Source organism: Rugamonas sp. GW822-FHT03B10 (assembly GCF_058801745.1).
In genome coordinates, this window is sequence record NZ_JBXANP010000017.1 from 26,710 (window position 1) to 43,785 (window position 17,076).

At 66.2% G+C, this 17,076-nt stretch carries 18 protein-coding genes; 15 read left to right on the top strand and 3 right to left on the bottom strand.

The annotated features are described in order from the left end of the window. Nucleotides 1-7 precede the first annotated feature (7 nt). From AC1RQG_RS21950 to AC1RQG_RS21985, 8 genes are all read left to right on the top strand, one after another. Nucleotides 8-550: an OmpH/Skp family outer membrane protein gene (locus AC1RQG_RS21950; RefSeq protein ID WP_493134540.1), complete on the top strand. Its 543-nt coding sequence runs from the start codon at nt 8-10 to the stop codon at nt 548-550. A gap of 97 nt (nt 551-647) precedes the next feature. Then, the gene (lpxD, locus tag AC1RQG_RS21955) at nt 648-1,706 is read left to right on the top strand and encodes a UDP-3-O-(3-hydroxymyristoyl)glucosamine N-acyltransferase (RefSeq protein WP_493134542.1); all 1,059 of its coding nucleotides are present in this window, start codon (nt 648-650) and stop codon (nt 1,704-1,706) included. Then, the gene (gene fabZ, locus AC1RQG_RS21960; RefSeq protein ID WP_493134544.1) at nt 1,703-2,215 is read left to right on the top strand and encodes a 3-hydroxyacyl-ACP dehydratase FabZ; all 513 of its coding nucleotides are present in this window, start codon (nt 1,703-1,705) and stop codon (nt 2,213-2,215) included. Before lpxD ends, fabZ begins: the two co-directional genes overlap by 4 nt. Before the next feature lie 2 nt (nt 2,216-2,217). Further along, the gene (gene lpxA / locus AC1RQG_RS21965) at nt 2,218-3,006 is read left to right on the top strand and encodes an acyl-ACP--UDP-N-acetylglucosamine O-acyltransferase (protein WP_493134545.1); all 789 of its coding nucleotides are present in this window, start codon (nt 2,218-2,220) and stop codon (nt 3,004-3,006) included. A gap of 13 nt (nt 3,007-3,019) precedes the next feature. Continuing rightward, on the top strand, nt 3,020-4,147 hold the full coding sequence (gene lpxB, locus AC1RQG_RS21970) for a lipid-A-disaccharide synthase (protein ID WP_493134705.1): 1,128 nt from the start codon (nt 3,020-3,022) through the stop codon (nt 4,145-4,147). Nucleotides 4,148-4,156: 9 nt separating this feature from the next. Continuing rightward, a complete protein-coding gene (gene rnhB / locus AC1RQG_RS21975; RefSeq protein ID WP_493134546.1) occupies nt 4,157-4,795 on the top strand; it encodes a ribonuclease HII in 639 nt (212 codons plus the stop codon). Between the two features lie 4 nt (nt 4,796-4,799). After that, nucleotides 4,800-5,585 (top strand): TrmH family RNA methyltransferase, encoded by a 786-nt coding sequence (locus AC1RQG_RS21980; protein WP_493134548.1) that lies wholly within the window; start codon nt 4,800-4,802, stop codon nt 5,583-5,585. Nucleotides 5,586-5,606: 21 nt separating this feature from the next. Then, a complete protein-coding gene (locus tag AC1RQG_RS21985; RefSeq protein ID WP_493134549.1) occupies nt 5,607-6,806 on the top strand; it encodes an EAL domain-containing protein in 1,200 nt (399 codons plus the stop codon). A 10-nt stretch (nt 6,807-6,816) separates the two neighbouring features. Here the strand turns inward: AC1RQG_RS21985 and ppsR are convergent, their stop codons facing one another. Beyond that, nucleotides 6,817-7,668, bottom strand: a complete 852-nt coding sequence (ppsR, locus tag AC1RQG_RS21990) for a posphoenolpyruvate synthetase regulatory kinase/phosphorylase PpsR (RefSeq protein WP_493134550.1) — start codon at nt 7,666-7,668, stop codon at nt 6,817-6,819. 163 nt (nt 7,669-7,831) lie between these two features. On the opposite strand from ppsR, the gene ppsA reads away from it, so the two are divergent. The 6 genes from ppsA to AC1RQG_RS22020 all read left to right on the top strand — a co-directional run bounded on the left by ppsA (nt 7,832) and on the right by AC1RQG_RS22020 (nt 14,248). After that, nucleotides 7,832-10,270, top strand: coding sequence for a phosphoenolpyruvate synthase (ppsA, locus tag AC1RQG_RS21995; RefSeq protein ID WP_493134707.1), 2,439 nt, complete (start codon nt 7,832-7,834; stop codon nt 10,268-10,270). 227 nt (nt 10,271-10,497) lie between these two features. Continuing rightward, a complete protein-coding gene (locus tag AC1RQG_RS22000; protein ID WP_493134552.1) occupies nt 10,498-10,917 on the top strand; it encodes an NfeD family protein in 420 nt (139 codons plus the stop codon). Nucleotides 10,918-10,954: 37 nt separating this feature from the next. After that, nucleotides 10,955-11,875 (top strand): SPFH domain-containing protein, encoded by a 921-nt coding sequence (locus AC1RQG_RS22005; protein ID WP_493134554.1) that lies wholly within the window; start codon nt 10,955-10,957, stop codon nt 11,873-11,875. Between the two features lie 133 nt (nt 11,876-12,008). Then, nucleotides 12,009-12,419 (top strand): DUF4259 domain-containing protein, encoded by a 411-nt coding sequence (locus tag AC1RQG_RS22010; protein WP_493134556.1) that lies wholly within the window; start codon nt 12,009-12,011, stop codon nt 12,417-12,419. 57 nt (nt 12,420-12,476) lie between these two features. Beyond that, entirely contained in the window at nt 12,477-13,352 is an 876-nt protein-coding gene (locus AC1RQG_RS22015) for a DMT family transporter (protein ID WP_493134558.1), read from the top strand. Nucleotides 13,353-13,396: 44 nt separating this feature from the next. After that, the gene (locus AC1RQG_RS22020) at nt 13,397-14,248 is read left to right on the top strand and encodes an NAD-dependent protein deacetylase (protein ID WP_493134560.1); all 852 of its coding nucleotides are present in this window, start codon (nt 13,397-13,399) and stop codon (nt 14,246-14,248) included. A 4-nt stretch (nt 14,249-14,252) separates the two neighbouring features. Here AC1RQG_RS22020 and AC1RQG_RS22025 read toward each other — a convergent pair whose 3' ends face one another. Together AC1RQG_RS22025 and AC1RQG_RS22030 are read right to left on the bottom strand one after the other, a co-directional pair. Continuing rightward, nucleotides 14,253-14,813 (bottom strand): FlgO family outer membrane protein, encoded by a 561-nt coding sequence (locus AC1RQG_RS22025; protein WP_493134562.1) that lies wholly within the window; start codon nt 14,811-14,813, stop codon nt 14,253-14,255. Further along, the gene (locus AC1RQG_RS22030) at nt 14,814-15,518 is read right to left on the bottom strand and encodes a hypothetical protein (protein WP_493134564.1); all 705 of its coding nucleotides are present in this window, start codon (nt 15,516-15,518) and stop codon (nt 14,814-14,816) included. A gap of 338 nt (nt 15,519-15,856) precedes the next feature. On the opposite strand from AC1RQG_RS22030, the gene AC1RQG_RS22035 reads away from it, so the two are divergent. Continuing rightward, nucleotides 15,857-17,035 (top strand): acyltransferase family protein, encoded by a 1,179-nt coding sequence (locus tag AC1RQG_RS22035; protein ID WP_493134566.1) that lies wholly within the window; start codon nt 15,857-15,859, stop codon nt 17,033-17,035. Nucleotides 17,036-17,076 lie beyond the last annotated feature (41 nt).

Genomic DNA, 17,076 nt, shown 5'->3' on the forward strand with positions numbered 1-17,076 from the left:
AATTAAGTTGAAGACTGCATCCGCTACCTTGACCAAGTATTGCGCCGCGCTGGCGCTGGGCTGGTGTGCCGTCGCCGGGGCGCAGGCCCAGGCACAGGCCCCGTCGGCGGTCCAGATGTCGCGCATCGCCTGGCTCAGCCCGGAACGCATCTATAACGAGTCCAAGCTGGCCAAGCTGGCCGGCGAGAAGCTGGCCGAGGAATTCAAATCGCGCGACAAGGCCGTGCAGGACATGGCCACGCGGCTGAAGGGGCTGTCCGAGAAGCTGGAGAAGGAGTCGCCCACGCTGCCCGAGGCCGAGCGCGTCAAGCGCCAGCGCGAAGTGTTCGAGCTGGACAAGGAATACCAGCGCCGCAACCGCGAGTTCCGCGAAGACCTGAACCAGCGCACCAACGAGGAACGGGCCGCCATCTCGGAGAAGGCGACCAGGATCATCAAGCAGCTGGCGCAGGTGGAAGGCTTCGACATCGTGCTGCAGGACGCCGTGTGGGCCAGCCCGCGCATCGACATCACCGACAAGGTGCTGGCCGCGCTGGACAAGGATAAGTAAGAAGCGGGCAACCGGCGCGGACCACGGCCCGCGCCGCGCATGCACGCATCACGCATAACGCATCACGCAAAACATAACCAGGATAGGACTCCCCCCGATGGGCACTCGACTAGGAACATTGGTCGAACGCCTGGGCGGCCAGCTGGTGGGCGATCCCAACCTGGAAGTGTCCGGGATCGCGCCGCTGACGGACGCCGGCGTTTCGCACATCAGCTTTCTGAGCAATAGCAAGCTGCGCGCGCAGGCCGCGCAAAGCCAGGCGGCGGCCCTGATCGTGTCGGCCGCCGACGACGCCTTCATCGCCGCCGGCTACAGCGGCGCGCGCATCGTCACCGCCAACCCCTACGTGTATTTCGCCCGCGCCGCCCAGTATTTCGCGTCGCTGACCGAGATCGTGCCGGCCGCCGGCATCCACCCGTCGGCCAGCGTGGACCCGTCCGCGCAGGTGGCCGCCAGCGCCCACATCGGCGCGCACGTGACGGTGGAGGCGGGCGCCGTGATCGGCGAGCGCGCCGTGATCGACGCCGGCTGCTACATCGGCCGCGAGGCCGTGATCGGCGACGGCACCCACTTCTTCGCCAACGTGACCTTCCACGCCTACTGCCAGATCGGCGCGCGCGGCATCATCCACTCGGGCGCCGTGATCGGCACCGACGGTTTCGGCTTCGCCAACGAGGGCGGGGTCTACATCAAGATTCCGCAGACGGGCCGGGTGATGATAGGCGACGACGTCGACATCGGCGCCAACACCACCATCGACCGCGGCGCGCTGGCCGACACCGTGATCGAGGACGGCGTGAAGCTCGACAACCAGATCCAGATCGGCCACAACTGCCGCATCGGCGCCCACACGGCCATGGCCGGCTGCGTCGGCGTGGCCGGCAGCGCCATCATCGGCAAGTACTGCACCTTCGGCGGCGCGGCCATGGTGCTGGGGCACCTGACCATCGCCGACCGGGTCCACATTTCCTCGGCCAGCATGGTATCGCGCTCGATCCTCGAACCTGGCCAGTACACGGGCTTCTACCCGCTGGCCAAGAACGCCGAATGGGAAAAATCGGCGGCCATCGTGCGCAACCTGGGCACCATGCGCGAGAAGATCCGCGCGCTGGAAAAAACAATTAAAACACTGACGAACCACCAAGACGAATCATGACCACTACCAATACCGTAACTTCCGAGTCCACCTGCACCAAGAAGTGCCTGGACATCCACACCATCAAGCAATACCTGCCGCACCGTTATCCGATGCTGCTGGTGGACCGCGTGCTGGACTGGGAAGCAGGCAAGACCATCACCGCCATCAAGAACGTGACGGCCAACGAGGAATTCTTCAACGGCCACTTCCCGCACAAGCCGGTCATGCCGGGCGTGCTGATGATCGAGGCGATGGCGCAGACGGCCGCCATCCTGTCGTTCCTGACCATGGACGTGAAGCCGGACGAGAACTCGGTGGTCTACTTCGTGGGCATCGACAACGCGCGCTTCAAGCGGCCCGTCGAGCCGGGCGACCAGCTGGTGATGAACGTGGAGATCCTGCGCGTGGCGCGCGGCATCTGGAAGTACAAGGCCGTGGCCAGCGTGGACGGCCAGACGGCCGTGGAAGCTGAACTGATGTGCACCATCCGCAGCGCGGCGGACGCCAGCCAGCCGGCAGGGAAGTAACCATGTCGAAGATACACGCGACGGCCATCGTCGATCCGCGCGCGCAGCTCGACAGCTCGGTGGAGGTGGGGCCGTATTCGATCATCGGCCCCAACGTGGCCATCGGCGCCGGCACCGTGGTCGGCCCGCATGTGGTGATCGAAGGCCACACCACCATCGGCAGCGACAACAAGTTCTTCCAGTTCTCGTCCATCGGCGCCGCGCCGCAGGACAAGAAGTGGAGCGGCGAGCCGACCCGCTTGACCATCGGCGACCGCAACACGATCCGCGAATTCTGCACCTTCAACACGGGCACCGTGCAGGACAAGGGCGTGACCAGCCTCGGCAACGACAACTGGATCTCGGCCTATGTGCACCTGGCGCACGACTGCCAGGTGGGCAGCAACACCATCTTCTCCAACAACGCCCAGATCGCGGGCCACGTGGAGATCGGCGACTGGGTCATCATGAGCGGCTTCGCCAACGTGCACCAGTTCTGCAAGATCGGCGCCCACGCCTTCGTCGGCATGAGCACCAGCCTGACCCAGGATGTGCCGCCGTTCGTGCTGTTGAACGGCAATCCGGCCCAGGCCCACGGCGTCAACATCGAAGGACTGAAGCGGCGCGGCTTCACGCGCGAGCAGATCAACGGCATCCGCACGGCCTACAAGCTGATCTACCGCTCCGGCCTCACGCTGGAGGAGGCCAAGGCCGCGCTGGCGGCCGAAGAGCAGGCCACCCCGGCGGCGGCGGACCAGATCCGCGCCATGCGCGAATTCCTCGACACCGCGACCCGTGGCATCGTCCGCTGAACTGAACATCGCCATGGTGGCCGGCGAGCCGTCCGGCGACGTGCTGGCGGCGCGCCTGCTGTCCGGGCTGCGCCCGCAGCTGCCGCACGCCCGTTTCCACGGCATCGGCGGCGAGGCGATGATGGCCCAGGGCTTCGAGTCGCACTGGCCGATGGACAAGCTGACCGTGCGCGGCCTGCTGGCCGTGATCCCGCGCTACCGCGAGATCAAGGGCATCCAGAACGCGCTGCGCGACCAGCTGCTGGCCGAGCGGCCGGCCGCCTTCATCGGCGCCGACTATCCGGGCTTCAACCTGGGGCTGGAGATGCAGCTCAAGGCGGCCGGCATCCCCACCGTGCACTACATCGGGCCGCAGATCTGGGCCTGGCGCGGCGGGCGGATCAAGAAGATCATCAAGGCCGTCTCGCACATGCTGGTGATCTTCCCGTTCGAGGAGCAGATCTACCGCGACGCCGGCGTGCCGGTCACGTACGTCGGCCATCCGCTGGCCGAGCTGATTCCCGTGCAGCCGGACGAAGCGGCCGCGCGCCGTGCGCTCGGCTTGCCGGAGGACGCCAACGTCGTCACCATCATGCCGGGCAGTCGCATGTCCGAGATCAAGTACAACACGGCCGCCTTCGTCGGCGCGGCGCGCCTGCTGCTGCAACGCGACCGTTCGCTGCGCTTCGTGGCGCCGATGGCGGGCGAGCGCCAGCGCCAGTATTTCCTGGAGCTGGTCGCGCAGGCCGGATTGCAGGACGTGGAGATCCAGCTGCTCGACGGCCAGTCGCACACCGCCATCTGCGCCGCCGACGCGGTGCTGGTGGCCTCCGGCACGGCCTCGCTGGAGGTGGCGCTGTTCAAAAAACCGATGGTGATTGCCTACAAGATGATGGCGGCCGAATGGCAGATCCTGCGCCACTTCGGCTACCAGCCCTGGATCGGCCTGCCCAACATCCTGGCGCGCGAGTTCGTGGTGCCGGAGCTGCTGCAGAACGCGGCCAGCCCCGAAGCGCTGGCCGACGCCATGTGGCGGCAACTGAGCGACGCGCCGCACCGGCTGCGCCTGGCCCAGCGCTTCACCGACATGCACCACAGCCTGCTGCGCAACAGCGCGCAGGAGAGCGCGGCCGCCGTGCTCAAAGTCATCAACGCCCAGTAAAGCCCCACCGTGAAGACCAACCAGCCCGGCCTGTTCGACGATTTGCCCGCGTCGCCCGATGAAATCATTTGCGGCGTGGACGAAGCCGGGCGCGGGCCGCTGGCCGGCCCCGTGTTCGCGGCGGCCGTGATCCTCGATCCCTCGCGCCCCATCGAAGGCCTGCGCGACTCGAAGAAACTGACCGAGGCCAAGCGTGACCTGCTGGCGCCGCTGATCAAGGCGCACGCGCTGGCGTGGGCTATCGCCGAGGCGTCGGAAGCGGAGATCGACAAGCTCAATATCCTGCACGCGTCCATGCTGGCCATGCGGCGCGCCGTGGAAGCGCTCAAGGTGCAGCCCACGCTGGCCCTGATCGACGGCAACCGCTGCCCGGTGATGAAGATCCAGTCCATCGCCGTGGTCGGCGGCGACGACAAGGTGGACGCCATTTCGGCCGCCTCCATCCTGGCCAAGACGGCGCGCGACGCGGCGCTGGTGACGCTGCACGCGGCCTATCCCCATTACTGCTTCGACCAGCACAAGGGCTACGGCACGGCGCTGCACCTGGAGCGCCTGCGCCAGTTCGGTGCCTCGCCCGTGCACCGGCGCTCGTTCGCGCCCGTGCGCGCGGCGCTGGAAGCCGGCCCGCAATCCCTCACCGAAGAATAAGAAGATGAAGACCATCACCTCGCGCGACAACGCGCAATACAAGGAACTCAAGCACCTGGCGGGCAGTTCGCAGGCGCGCCGCAAGGCCGGCCGCACGTTGCTCGACGGCGTGCACCTGTGCCAGACCTATCTGCAACTGCGCGGCCTGCCGCTGCAATGCATCGTCAGCGAATCGGCCCTGCACAACCCGGAAGTGGCCGACATCGTGGGCCAGCTGGAGGCGCGGCACGCGCATGTGACGGGCCTGCCGGACGCGCTGTACAACGCCGTCAGCCAGGTCGAGCACGGCGTGGGCGTGATGTTCCTGATCGACACGCCCGAGCGCGTGGTGACGGCGCCGCTGTCCGTGTCGGCCGTGCTGCTCGATAACGTGCAGGACCCCGGCAACGTCGGCTCCATCCTGCGCAGCGCGGCGGCGGCCGGCATCAAGCAAGTCTATTGCAGCAGCGGCACCGCGTTCTGCTGGTCGCCCAAGGTGCTGCGCGCGGCCATGGGCGCGCACTTCGTGCTCGACATCTACGAGAACGTGGACCTGGCGCCGCTGGTGTCCGGCGCCACCATCGCCACGCTGGCCACCAGCGGCTACGCCACGCAGCGCCTGTACGATGTGGACTTGCGCCAGCCCGTGGCCTGGCTGTTCGGCCATGAGGGGCAGGGCGTGGCCGACGACCTGCTGTCGCTGGCCCGCCATCAGGTGGTGATTCCGCACCTGGGCCAGGTGGAGTCGCTGAACGTGGCCGCATGCGCGGCGGTTTGCTTTTTCGAGCAGGTCAGGCAGAATCAGTCTTAATCAGATTTGAACGGAGTGGGCATGGAAAACCGGCAGTTGCACTTCCTGGTGGCCGAAGGCGAGATGGCGCAGCGCCAGGCGCTGGCCGATGTGCTGGTCCACCTGGGCGCGGGCCGCATCACCCAGGTGCCGGACGGCCACACGGCGCTGCGCCACTTCGACGACGGCATCAATCCGCCGGTCGACGTCGGCATCATCGACCTGGCGCTGCCCGGCATGGACGGGCTGGAACTGATCCGGCGCCTGTCCGAGGCGCGCTGCCGCGCCGGCATCATCATCATCGGCGCGCAAAGCAATGCCGTGCTGTTCTCGGTGGAGACGATGGCGCTCGCCTACGGCATCAACCTGCTGGGCACCATCGCCAAACCGGTGTCGCCGGCGCGCCTGACAGAACTGGTCGAGAATTACAGCGCCGTGCCGCTGGCGCCGCCCGAAGGCGTGGCGGGGCGCACGTTCACGTTCGCGGAAGTGGGGCGCGGCCTGCAGGCGCGCCAGTTCGACCCGTACTTCCAACCCAAGATCGAGCTCGAGACCGGGCAGGTGAAGGGACTGGAGATGTTCGCCCGCTGGCGCCATCCCGACTATGGCGTGCTGGGGCCGGAGGCGTTCATCCAGGCGCTGGAGGACAACCACCGCGTCGATTTCCTCGACTGGAGCATGATCGAGAAATCGGTGGCGGCCTGCCGCATGCTGCACGACCAGGGCATACCGATCTCGTTTTCCATCAACGTGGACCAGAGCACGCTGGCCCACCCGCACTTCATGGCGCAGATATCGGCCTGCCTGGAGCGGCACCGCATCCTGCCCGGCTACATCACGTTCGAGATGACGGAATCGGCCGTGCTGACCACCGAGCCGCATTTCCTGGAACGCCTGCTGCGCCTGCGCATGCTCGGTTTCGGCCTGGCCATCGACGATTACGGCACCGGGCGCTCGAATCTGCAGCTGCTGGCCCGGATTCCGTTCTCGGAATTGAAGATCGACCGCAGCTTCGTGGACGGCGCCTCCAGGCGGCCCGCCATCGGCGTGGTGCTGCGTTCCTGCCTGGGACTGGCGCGCAACCTGGACCGTCCTTCCGTGGCCGTGGGCGTGGAGACCAAGCAGGACTGGGACTTCCTGCAGGGCCTGGGCTGCACCTACGCCCAGGGCTACTACATCGCCAAGCCGATGCCGGTGGAGGACTTCCCGGCATGGCTCGACGACTGGCGCCACTTCTTCTAATCAGTTTTGATCAGTACTGCCCGCGGTGATTGGGCTTGATCTCCTGCAGGATGGTGGTGGAGATCTCCTCGATCGACTTGGTGGTCGATGACAGCCAGCGGATGTTCTCGCGCTTCATCATGTTCTCCGCCTCGTTCACCTCGTAGCGGCAGTTCTCGATGGACGCGTATTTGCTGCCGGCGCGGCGCTCGTTGCGGATCTCGGCCAGCCGTTCCGGCGTGATGCTGAGTCCAAAGATCTTCGATTTGTAGTGGTACAGCGAGGTGGGCAGCTTGCCGCGCTCGAAATCGTCCGGAATCAACGGATAGTTGGCGGCCTTGATCCCGTACTGCATGGCCAGGTACAGGCTGGTGGGCGTTTTGCCCGAGCGCGACACGCCGACCAGGATCACGTCGGCCGAGGCCAGGTTCTTGTGCGACTGGCCATCGTCGTGCGCCAGCGAGAAGTTGATGGCCTCGATGCGGTTTTTGTACTCCTCCGAATCGACGATGTTGTGCGAGCGGCCGATGGTGTGGGTCGATTTCACGCCCAGTTCCTGTTCCAACGGCGCCACAAAGGTCTGGATCAGGTCCATGTGCAGGCCTTTGCATTGCCGGATCACCTTCGACAGGTCGGTCTTCACCAGTGTCGAAAAGATAATCGGGCGCTGACCGTCCGTCACGAAGGCCTCATTGATCTTGCGCGCCGCGTCGTGGGCCTTGTCCACCGTGTCGATGAAGGGCAGGCGCACCTGGCGGAAGCGCAGGTCGAACTGGGTGAGGACCGAATGGCCGAACGTTTCAGCGGTGATGCCGGTGCCATCCGATACAAAAAATACGGTACGGGCCGCATTTGGCAGTGGTTGGCGTTGTTCTTGAGTCATTGGTGTGGGCTTTAAGGGAATGTGAATCGTCAATTTGCGCCGCAGGCTGTAAAATGTCTGCCAACGGTAAGATTGTGCTGCACGACGCTAAGAATAACAAGATTGAATGTCGGCGCCTCGCGTGAAGATTTCTATCTCAAGTAAGGGTGTCATTATGACCAGTATGTCCAACGCAGCATTGAAGGAGCAACAACAGGGGAATCCCGGCGAGGCGGTCTACGTCGCGTCGTTCGAGCACTTGCGCATGACGGATGTGGAATCCGTCGGCGGCAAGAACGCCTCCCTGGGCGAGATGATCAGCCAGCTGGCGGGTGCCGGCGTGCGTGTGCCGGGCGGTTTCGCCACCACGGCCCAGGCATTCCGCGACTTCCTGTCGCATAGCATCGACGGCGGCCAGTCGCTGGCCGACCGCATCGCCGATCGCCTCGAGCATCTGAACATCGACGACGTGCGCGCCCTGGCGGCCGCCGGCGCCGAGATCCGTCAATGGATCATCGACACGCCATTCCAGCCACGCCTGGCCAAGGAAATCGAGGAGTTCTACCACCGCCTGGTGGCCGACTCGTCGACCGAAGTGTCGTTCGCCGTGCGTTCCTCGGCCACCGCCGAAGACTTGCCCGACGCCTCGTTCGCTGGCCAGCAGGAGACCTTCCTGAACGTGGTCGGCATCGAAAACGTGCTGGACGCGATGAAACACGTGTTCGCGTCGCTGTACAACGACCGCGCCATCTCCTACCGCGTGCACAAAGGTTTCACCCACGCTGAAGTGGCCCTGTCGGCCGGCGTGCAGCGCATGGTGCGCTCCGACCTGGGCGCCGCCGGCGTGATGTTCACCATCGACACCGAGTCCGGCTTCAAGGACGTGGTGTTCGTCACCTCCAGCTATGGCCTGGGCGAGACGGTGGTGCAGGGCGCCGTGAACCCGGACGAGTTCTACGTGCACAAGCCGATGCTGGAGAAGGGCAAGTCGCCCGTCATCCGCCGCAACATCGGCTCCAAGCTGATCAAGATGGAATTCACGGAAGAAGCCGTGGCCGGCCGCTCCGTGCGCACCGTGGACGTGCCCGTCGAGCAGCGCAACCGCTACTCGCTGAACGACACCGAAGTGGTGGAGCTGGCCAAGTACGCCGTCATCATCGAGAACCACTACGGCCGTCCGATGGACATCGAGTGGGGCAAGGACGGCCGCGACGGCAAGCTGTACATCCTGCAGGCCCGTCCCGAGACGGTCAAGTCGCAGCACAAGGCCACCGACGCGCAGCAGCGCTTCAAGCTGAAGTCGAGCGGCACCGTGCTGACCTCGGGCCGCGCCATCGGCCAGAAGATCGGCGCCGGTCCCGTGCGCGTGATCACCGACCCGTCGGAAATGGAACGTGTGCAGCCGGGCGACGTGCTGGTGGCCGACATGACCGACCCGAACTGGGAGCCGGTGATGAAGCGTGCTTCGGCCATCGTCACCAACCGTGGCGGCCGTACCTGCCACGCGGCCATCATCGCCCGTGAACTGGGCGTGCCGGCCGTCGTTGGTTGCGGCGACGCGACCGACGTGCTGAAGGACGGCACCTTCGTCACCGTGTCCTGCGCCGAAGGCGACGAGGGCAAGATCTACGACGGCCTGCTGGAAACGGAAGTGACGGAAGTGCAGCGCGGCGAACTGCCGAAACTGCCGACCAAGATCATGCTGAACGTCGGTAATCCGCAGCTGGCGTTCGACTTCCAGTCGGTGCCGAACGCCGGTGTGGGCCTGGCCCGCCTGGAGTTCATCATCAACAACAACATCGGCGTGCACCCGAAGGCGATCCTGGAATACCCGAACATCGACGCCGACCTGAAGAAAGCCGTGGAATCGGTGGCCCGTGGCCACGCTTCGCCCAAAGCCTTCTACATCGACAAACTGGCCGAGGGTATCGCCACCATCGCCGCCGCGTTCTGGCCGAAGCCCGTCATCGTGCGCCTGTCGGACTTCAAGTCCAACGAGTACAAGAAGCTGATCGGCGGTTCGCGCTACGAGCCGGACGAGGAAAACCCAATGCTGGGCTTCCGTGGCGCCGCGCGCTACCTGTCGCCGGACTTCGCCGAGTCGTTCGAGATGGAATGCGCGGCCATGAAGCGCGTGCGTAACGACATGGGTCTGACCAACGTCGAGATCATGGTGCCGTTCGTGCGTACGCTGGGCCAGGCCGAGAAGGTCGTGGACCTGCTGGGCAAGAATGGCCTCAAGCGCGGCGAAAACGGCCTGCGCCTGATCATGATGTGCGAAGTGCCTTCGAACGCCATCCTGGCCGACCAGTTCCTGCAGTACTTCGACGGCTTCTCGATCGGCTCCAACGACCTGACCCAGCTGACCCTGGGCCTGGACCGCGATTCCGGCATGGCCCTGCTGGCGGCCGACTTCGACGAACGCGACCCGGCCGTCAAGTCGCTGCTGTCGATGGCGATCAAGGCTTGCCGCGCGCAAGGCAAGTACATCGGCATCTGCGGCCAGGGTCCTTCGGACCATCCGGACTTCGCCATGTGGCTGATGAGCGAAGGCATCGAGTCGATGTCGCTGAATCCTGACTCGGTGGTCGAAACGTGGCAGCAGCTGGCCACCCGCCTGTAAGCGCTGTCCAGGTATCGGATCGGACCCTCGCGCCAAGGCGGGGAGTCTGACCCCGGTTTTGGTTTTGTCGAATTAACAAAAAATGTTGACGCGGGCATGAATTGCGTTAGACTGAATGTATTGAAACGCAAGACCAACCACCATTAATACCGACCGCATCGCAGTAAAAACCCTCGTGGCCCAGCCGGGCGGCGGGGGTTTTTGCATTTTTGAACGGAGAACACATCATGGCTGACTGGACCTTCTGGCTGGTGGCGGCCGGCGCCACGGCGATCCTGGAACTGTTTACCGGCACCTTCTACCTGCTGATGATCGCCATCGGCCTCGCCACGGGCGCGCTGGCCGCGCTGGCGGGCGCCGGCACGCCCGCGCAGACCATGGTGGCGGCGCTGGTGGGGCTGGTGGCCACCGCCGTGCTCCGGCGCAGCAAGTTCGGACGCCCCACGCGCGGCGACACGGCGCGCGACCCCAACGTCAATCTCGACATCGGCCAGACCGTCAACGTGCCGCAGTGGCAGGACGGCACGGCGCGCGTGATGTACCGCGGCGCGCAGTGGGACGTGGAGCTGGCGCCCGGCGCCCATGCCGCGCCCGGCCAGTACACGATCCGCGAAGTGCGGGGCAGCCGCCTCATCGTCGCACCTTGAATCGCACCAACCAATCAATAACAAGCGGAGATATTTTATGGAATTCGGCATCGGCAATGTCAGCCTCATTTTGTTCATCCTGGCGCTGGTCTTCGTGTTCAAGACCATCAACGTCGTGCCCCAGCAGCACGCGTGGGTGGTCGAGCGGCTTGGCAAATTCCACGCCACGCTGGGGCCGGGTCTGAACATCGTGATCCCGTTCGTCGACCGCATCGCCTACAAGCACTCGCTCAAGGAGATCCCGCTCGACGTGCCGCCCCAGGTCTGCATCACCAGGGACAACACGCAGCTGCAAGTGGACGGCATCCTGTACTTCCAGATCACCGACGCCATGCGCGCCTCCTACGGTTCGTCGAACTACATCGCCGCCATCACCCAGCTGGCGCAGACCACGCTGCGTTCCGTGATCGGCCGCATGGAGCTGGACAAGACGTTCGAGGAGCGCGACCACATCAACACCGCCATCGTCAACGCGATCGACGAATCGGCCGCCAACTGGGGCGTCAAGGTGCTGCGCTACGAGATCAAGGACCTCACGCCGCCCAAGGAGATCCTGCACGCCATGCAGGCCCAGATCACGGCCGAGCGGGAAAAGCGCGCGCTGATCGCCGCCTCGGAAGGGCGCAAGCAGGAGCAGATCAACATCGCCAGCGGCGAGCGCGAAGCGGCCATCGCCCGCTCGGAGGGCGAGAAGCAGGCCGCCATCAACCGCGCCCAGGGCCAGGCGGCCGCCATCGTGGCGCTGGCCGACGCCACCGCCAGCGCGCTGCGCGAAGTGGGCGCGGCGATCCAGGCACCGGGTGGCGCCGACGCCGTCAACCTCAAGGTGGCCGAGCAGTACGTGGGCGCGTTCGCGCAGCTGGCCAAGACCAATAATTCGGTCATCATCCCCGCCAACCTGGGCGACATGAGCGGCCTGATCGCCACCGCCATGCAGGTGGTGAAGTCGCAAAAATAGCGAGGTCTGGGGTCTGACCCTTGCGGTCTGACCCCGGTTTTACGCGGCGCTGACAATAAAACCAGGGTCAGACCCAAGGGTCAGACCCTTAAACCAATAGAACCAGGGGCGGACCCTGGTCGGGGGGGACACGATGGGAACATGGGCAACGCATGCCTTCGGCAACGATTACGCGCTGGACTGGGCCGAGGACTTGCAGGAAACGCGCAACATGGAAGCGGTCGAGAACACGCTCGACACGGCCCTCAACAATAGCGGCGAAATGCTGGAGGCGCCGTACGCGGCCGAGGCGCTGGTGGCCATCGAGGTCATCGCCCGCCTGCAGGGGCACTGGGGCCAGCGCGATGACGACACCGAGATCGTCGACCTGTGGATCGCCGAGCATCCGCAGCGGCCCCGCGCGGACCTGGCGGAGAAGGCGCACCGTGTGATCGCCCGCATCCTGTCGGAGCAGTCGGAACTGCGCCAGTTGTGGGCCGAAACCGAGCATTACGACGACTGGCGCGCCGCCGTCGAGGAACTCAAGGGGCGTGTCAGCCTGTAGCAAGCTGGCTGTGACAGGCTGCGTGGGCACTGTCCATCCACTTACCGCGAACCGCCCATGCCCGCTGCCCGCATCGCCCTGTTGACCATCATCGCCATGATCGCCTTCGCCAGCAATTCCCTGCTGTGCCGGGTGGCGCTCAAACACACGGCCATCGATCCTGCCAGCTTCACCACCGTGCGCCTCGTCTCCGGCGCGCTCGCCCTGTGGCTCATCGTGCGCCTGCGCGCGACGACGCCACCACGGCCGGGGCGCGGCAACTGGCTGTCCGCGCTGGCCCTGTATGCGTATGCGGCCGGCTTTTCCTTCGCCTACGTGAACCTGGCCGCCGCCAGCGGCGCGCTGCTGCTGTTCGGCGCCGTGCAGGCCACCATGATAGGACGCGGCATCGCCGCCGGCGAACGGCTGGCGCCGCGCCAATGGGCGGGACTGCTGCTGGCGCTGGCCGGGCTGGTGGGCATGCTGCTGCCCGGCCTGACCGCGCCGCCGCTCGGTGGCGCGCTGTTGATGATGGGGGCCGGGGTGGCCTGGGGCGTCTATTCCCTGCGCGGCAAAGGCGCGGGCGATGCCACCAGCGTCACGGCCGGCAATTTCATGCGCGCGGCGCCGATCGCTGTGTGCATGAGCGCCGCCATCGCGCTGACCGGCCCGGACGGCATCCGGCTCGATGGCGCGGGCCTGCTGTACGCCGTCGCGTCGGGCGCGCTCACCTCGGGCATCGGCTACGCGATCTGGTACGCGGCCCTGCCATCGCTGCGGGCCACCAGCGCGGCCACCTTGCAGCTGAGCGTGCCCGTGATCGCGGCGCTCGGCGGCGTGGCGTTGCTGGGCGAAGCGCTCACGCTGCGGCTGGTGCTGGCCTCCGCCGCCATCCTGGGCGGCATCGCGCTCGTGATCCTGCAAAAACGGACAGGCACGGCGCCCAAAAGATAATTACAATAAGCTCTGGTCACGACCGATGCAGGAGCACAGTCCGCATGAACGGGGAGCGAGGAAACGCCGATGAACTGAGGCAGCTTGAGAGGCTGGCGGCCTTCCTGCGCGCCCACGCGAGCGTGCTGGTGCTGACCGGCGCGGGCATGAGCACGGCCTCCGGCATCCCCGGCTACCGCGACGAGGATGGCGTGCGGCGCGGCCGCCAGCCCGTGCAGGGGCCGGAATTCCGCCGTTCCGACGCGGTGCGGCGCCGCTATTGGGCGCGCAGCCTGGTGGGCTGGTCCACGCTGGCCGGGGCCGAGCCGAACGCCGGCCATGTGGCGCTGGCCGAGCTGGAGCAGGGCGGCTACCTCGGGGCGCTGGTCACCCAGAACGTCGATGGCCTGCACCAGCGGGCCGGCAGCAACCGGCTGATCGAACTGCATGGGAGCATCCATGATGTCGTCTGCCTCGATTGCGGCGTGCGCGAGGCGCGGGCCGCGATCCAGCAGCGGCTGGAGCGCGACAATCCCGCGCTGGCCGGCGCCAGCGCGCGCCCGCTGCCCGACGGCGACGCGGCGCTGGAGCCGGAGGCGCTGGACGACTTCCGCGTGCCCGCGTGCGAGCGATGCGGCGGCGTGCTGCAGCCCGATGTGGTCTTCTTCGGCGATAACATCCCGCCCCAGCGCAGCGCCGACGCGCTGCAACTGATGCACGAGGCCGATGCCTTGCTGGTGGTGGGGTCGTCGCTGATGGTGTTTTCCGGCTACCGTTTCTGCCGGCTGGCGGCGGAGGCGGGCAAGCCGGTGGTGGCGCTCAACATCGGCAAGACGCGGGCCGACGATCTGCTGGACTTCAAGGTGGAGGCGGGCGCGCAGCACATGCTGCCGCGCCTCGCGCGCCTGCTGGTCTGAGCGGCTAGTTCCGCAGCAGCATGGAGCGCACGATGCCTTCCTTGGCCAGCACGTAGTCCTGGCCGGCCAGCACGAAGTTGGTGTTCGGCTGGATCACCTTGAGGTTGATGAACACCATGTCGCTGGTCTCCGCGTAGGAGCCGACCACGATCGCTTGCGCGTTGTGGGTCTGCGCCACTTCGCCGATCTCGCGCGTGAGCATCAATTCGCCCTGGTTGCGCTTGAGGTAGACGGAATTGCGCAGCTTCATCTCCAGCATCGACAGGCCGCCCTGCGCCAGGCGCGTGGAGATCTGTTCCGACACGAGCCGGCCCAGCGTGGTGGTCTGTTCCAGCGCGTCGATGTTGACGACGGTGGCCATGATCAGCGGCTTGTCGGCGGCCAGTTTGCCGCTCAGCTGATGCATGAGCGCGTCGGCCGCCTTGTAGTTCGATTCGATGAACTGGTTGGACGAGATGGTGGCGTAGTTGGCTTCGTCCTTGGGCGGCGGGGACGAGCAGCCGGCCAGCAGCAGCGGCGCGGCCAGCAGGGTGGTGGTGGCGAGGCGATTCAGCGGTTTCAGCATTTACATATCCCCCCGCACCTTGAACATGCGGGTCAGTTTGGGGGCTTCCGGCTCCACCTCCACGATGCCGTACAGCGGACGGTCGCTGTCGGACACGTAATAGGCCGAGCTGTTGCGGGCCAGGTAGCGGTATTGGTCGGTGACGGAGACCGTCAGGATGATTTCCGTGCGCGGCGTGGCGCCGGGCGCGAACTGGTCGTTGAACCAGTTGTAGGAATCGTAGGCGCCCACGCCGGCGGCCACCATGGCCAGCGGCGGCAGGTCGATTTCGCTCAGCACCCACACGCCCGAGGCCAGCGCCGCATGTTCGCCGTGGTAGCGGTACTGGGGGCGGTTGGCGCTGAAGGTCACGGCCTGCATGTCCAGCTCCACCTTGAGCGAACCGGGCGCCGTGCGCGACACCGTGTAGCCGTCGTTGACCAGCGCCGTGATCAGCTGGCCCGTCAGCGCGCGCTGGAACGGGGTCGCCTGCGGCGCGTCGGCGATGTAGAGCGGGCGGGGCGGCTGCTTGGCCAGCGCCGCCTTCAACTGCTGTTCGATATGGCCGGCGATCACGGCCCAGTGTTCGGCCGCCTGCAGCTTGGGCTGCTTCGATACCGGAAAATTGGTGGCCAGCGGCGTGGGCGTGTAGCGCGCCGCGCATCCGGCCACGCACCCGGCCACGATCAGGCCCGCTCCCAACGCCCTTGCGGTTTTCAGCACCATGTCGGCCTCGTCATCGTCTAGATTGCTCAGTCATTCTTGCGTTCCGGCGCGGCCTGCGCCGCGAGGAACTATCCTGCCGCAGTGTAGCATGGATGTTGCTGATTGGAAATTCGTCGTGTGGCAAAAAAGGCGGCGTTGTCAGCGCGCGCAACGCCGGGCGCACAACCCGGAAAGCGCTAGAATACGCGGGTTTGCGCGCTTTGTGTTGACCTTGACCGGGCTTGGTCGCGGGTGTGGCGCGCGGGGCGGCGACGGGGCGCCGCCCGCGCAAAAATCGCTTGATGAATTTGCAAGATTGTGACAGCATGCGCGCTCCCCAAACGATGGAATCCGGTGCAATGAACGAGCACAAGACGACCCGCCGAATCGACGGCCTGGACACGCTGCGCGCCTGCGCCATCGTGCTGGTGCTGATGTCGCACTACGCGGTGGTGGTGAGCCACAAATCCACGTTTGGTTTTCTCACCGACATGGGCTGGATGGGCGTGGACCTGTTCTTCGTGCTGAGCGGCTATCTGATCGGCAACCAGATCCTGTCGCCGCTGGCGCGCGGCACGTCATTCCCGCTCAAGACCTTCTTCGCGCGCCGGCTGCTGCGCACGGTGCCCAACTATTACGTCGTGCTGGCGCTGTACCTGCTGCTGCCGGCGCAGCTGGGCGGCGCGCACACGGCGCCGCTGTGGCGCTTCCTGAGCTTCACCCAGAACATCGGCCTGCATTTCGGCGCAACCTTCTCCCACTCGTGGTCGCTGTGCGTGGAGGAGCAGTTCTACATGGTTCTGCCGTTGGCGGCGTTGTTGATCGCCACCCGCCGCCGCGCCCTGCGCTGGGGCTGGGCGGTGCTCGGCTGCGCCATCGCGGCCGGCATGGTGGTGCGGGGCTGGGCCTGGCTGGCGCATGGGCGCAACGCGATCAACAACGTCGATTTCGCCGTCCACGTCTACTATTCGAGCTTCGCGCGCTTCGACGAACTGCTGCCCGGCGTGGCCATCGCCATGCTCAAGAACTTCCACGGCGGACTGTATGACGCCATTCTGCGGCGCGGCAACGCGCTGCTGCTGGGCGGTCTGGCGGCGCTGGCCACGATGGTCTATCTGTTCCTGAACCACTACCAGATCGACGGCTACGGTTTCACCTTCCCCATGATGACCTTCGGCTATCCGCTGCTGGCGGCCAGTTTCGCCGTGCTCACGCTGGCGGCGCTGAGCCCCAACAGTCTGCTGCACCGCGTGCGCATCCCCGGCGCGGAACAACTGGCCTTGTGGTCGTACGCGCTCTACCTCGCGCACAAACCCATCTTCAAGCTGATGCTGGAACCGCTGGCGCGCTGGCAGGTCGATACGGACGCGCCGGCCGGCATCGCGCTGGTGATGGCGGCCGGCCTGCTCGGTGGCTGGTTGTTGTACCGCCTGGTGGAGACGCCGTTCATGCGGGCGCGCGCCCGCTGGTTCCCCGCCGACGCGGGCGCAGGCGCGGGGACGGCGCAGGGGGCTCCCGGTCAGCGACGGGTGGCTTGATCGACCGGCGGCACGGGAACGGACGCGGACGCCGTCGCGGC